A 2,179-nucleotide genomic window follows, 5' to 3' on the forward strand; every position below is an offset into this window, starting at 1 on the left:
CGGATCAAAGCTCACTTACAGCTCCCCGAAGCATATCGGTGTTCGTCCCGTCCTTCATCGGCTCCTGGCGCCAAGGCATCCTCCGTGTGCCCTTACTAGCTTAACCTACCTAAGCCTAATATTTTAAGGTACTCACTCTCGGTGAATGTTTTTCCCTTGACTATCATTTCCTTATCTAATTTTCAAGGTGCGTTTCTATTTGTTTCACCGCATCTCGCGGCGACAGTTATAAATCTATCATATACTAAAACTATAGTCAAGTATTTTTTATAAAAAACTTTTCTAGCAAAAAATCGAAATGATCCCCAAGCAAAAAGACTTAGAGGATCATTTCGATTTAAAAAAATATAGTAATTATATATTTATATTAATCTTAAACAGCCCTATTATAAATTAGCCTTTTTAGCTCTTCTGGCAAGAAATTCATCTCTGGATAGATCATATGATGCTTCTTAAAACATTCTCCTGACATAAGCGGATGTTGAAAAACAACGGGAATACCTCGTCCTTGTGCAATCCATCCATATAACAATATATCTTCACACAATAATTCATAAGGAAGTGTAATCATTTCTTGCGAATAATGTCTATATAGGAAATCTGCTTTTATATGTAATTCTCTATTAATTTTCTGCTGATTATTTTCTAAAAGTGCATAGATTAAGCCAAAGTCATATTCCGGATCTTTTTCCTTCCATTTCTCTATATGATCTAAAGCAAGATTATCTTGCTTTAAAAGTAAATATTTTATCATTAACCCTTCATGACTTTTCTCATCTAAGTCGTTAGGCTGATAATGAGATGCTGATTCAAAAGCTATATCAAATCTCTGACTAAACATAGCCCATAATACTTTTTGTTTAAATGAGACTGGAAAATATGAAGCATAAGGTAACTCTTCTAATACAATCTTAGCAAATCGATCATATGTCTCGAGGATTTGTAAAGAGAAATAGAAAAGTTGTTTTGCAGCTAATATATCATGATCCAAACGATAGCGATAACCTGCTAGTGTCGCAAATCCCCAACGAACTAATCCATGTAGCGCTTCTAACTTCCCTAAAGCTCCTGTATAAGGATCTCCAAGTTGTGAGAGCATTGCTTGTATCGTTGTTTCATATTGTTTAACTTGCTGGAAGATAATAGGCTTCCATTTTACATAAAATAGTCGTTGTACTTCTTTATTTGAAATTCTAAAGGTCCCATCTTCTGTAGGAGTACAATGAATTTTTTCCTCATTAATCCATCGTAATAACTCCGATTTCTTTTCAGTAATACTATTTACTTCTAATAATTTGGCAATCTGTTGTGTTGTATACATCCTATTTCCCCTTTATCCCCAATTTTGGATAATAAAAACTTTTATCATTATCATGTTAGCTTGTAATATAGCATAAGAATGAATCAATGGATTAAACATATATTGGTAATATCAATAAATCCTTATAGTATTACTTAAATAATACACCCCTTATTATCTTGATTGTTAGTACAATAACATAAGATTTTGAAAGCATGATTGCGTAGTTTTCTTTCTGATTTAACAATCTTTTTATAGTATAGCTACAAACAGAAATTAAAAACAGAATATTTATTTAAATATTTATGTCATTTATTCTTTTCCCTCTATTAAAACAACAACGGATTATGATATATTGTATTGCTTACTGATAAGCTTTTTGCTGATGTTTTATATATAGTCTGGTCATAATCCTCATGGACATTCCACAATTCTTTGGTTTTTATAATAAAAAATCCATAATCAAATCAATAAATAAGAAAAGGACTTCGCTTAAGCGAAGTCCTTTTCTTATTTATTGGTGGAGCTAAGCGGGATCGAACCGCTGACCTCCTGCTTGCAAGGCAGGCGCTCTCCCAGCTGAGCTATAGCCCCAAGATTTAAAACTAGATAGGAAAATGGTGGGCCTAGGCTGACTCGAACAGCCGACCTCACGCTTATCAGGCGTGCGCTCTAACCAACTGAGCTATAGGCCCGTAATTAGCATTCCCTGAAAACTAAAGGTGAGACATGACCCGAGAGGTTTCGATTCAAAAATTTGTATCGATAAAGATACTCCGTAGAAAGGAGGTGATCCATCCCCACCTTCCGGTAGGGATACCTTGTTACGACTTCACCCCAATCATCTGCCCCACCTTCGGCGGCTGGGTCCGTGAGGTT

Annotated in this window: 1 protein-coding gene, 2 tRNA genes and 2 rRNA genes; all 5 read right to left on the reverse strand. The window is 35.0% G+C overall.

Features of this window, described 5'->3' with window-relative positions; genetic code table 11:
• A 23S ribosomal RNA gene (locus tag DL897_RS17935) occupies positions 1 to 106 on the reverse strand; the annotation flags it as partial.
• Positions 107 to 373: 267 nt separating this feature from the next.
• The gene (locus tag DL897_RS17940; protein WP_113660473.1) at positions 374 to 1,321 is read right to left on the reverse strand and encodes a MerR family transcriptional regulator; all 948 of its coding nucleotides are present in this window, start codon (positions 1,319 to 1,321) and stop codon (positions 374 to 376) included.
• Positions 1,322 to 1,818: 497 nt separating this feature from the next.
• Positions 1,819 to 1,894: transfer RNA gene (locus tag DL897_RS17945), tRNA-Ala, on the reverse strand.
• Positions 1,895 to 1,918: 24 nt separating this feature from the next.
• A tRNA-Ile gene (locus DL897_RS17950) sits at positions 1,919 to 1,995 on the reverse strand.
• An 87-nt stretch (positions 1,996 to 2,082) separates the two neighbouring features.
• Positions 2,083 to 2,179 (reverse strand): 16S ribosomal RNA (locus DL897_RS17955); the annotation flags it as partial.

It is taken from the genome of Thermoflavimicrobium daqui, from assembly GCF_003313465.1.
GTDB lineage: Bacteria > Bacillota > Bacilli > Thermoactinomycetales > Thermoactinomycetaceae > Thermoflavimicrobium > Thermoflavimicrobium daqui.